The organism is Butyrivibrio sp. CB08, from assembly GCF_003625485.1.
Classification (GTDB): domain Bacteria; phylum Bacillota; class Clostridia; order Lachnospirales; family Lachnospiraceae; genus Butyrivibrio.
Genome location: NZ_RAIR01000028.1, coordinates 1 through 357 on the forward strand (window position 1 = coordinate 1; position 357 = coordinate 357).

Genomic DNA, 357 nt, shown 5'->3' on the forward strand with positions numbered 1-357 from the left:
CCCTTTATCACAAATGGCCTTGCACCAAAAGTGTTTGCTACAGCAGCTATGTTGTCTGTTCCGGGATCTATGGCCATCACCCTCAAATCTTTCAGATCCACTACATCTGACAGGTCAGCGAGGATATCTTTATCAGAAATTGGTATTATCCCCATATCAGGAACAGATAGGACTACATCCAGAACAAAGCTGTTTCTACAGGGCTTTATACGCACTTCCCTAAGGCATACTTCTTCAGGGAGCTGGCCAAGAGACAGCTTATCCTTTGTACCCGGAAACCTTAGATACCCATCCTTGATCCTGCATATCTGATTAGTCAGGACAGCTGTCTTGAATGATCCCTGTGACATATATCCC

General features: G+C 44.8%; 1 pseudogene. It reads right to left on the minus strand.

Going from position 1 to position 357, the window contains the following annotated elements:
• Positions 1 to 357: pseudogene (locus tag D6855_RS16620) on the minus strand (RNA-guided endonuclease InsQ/TnpB family protein); the annotation flags it as partial.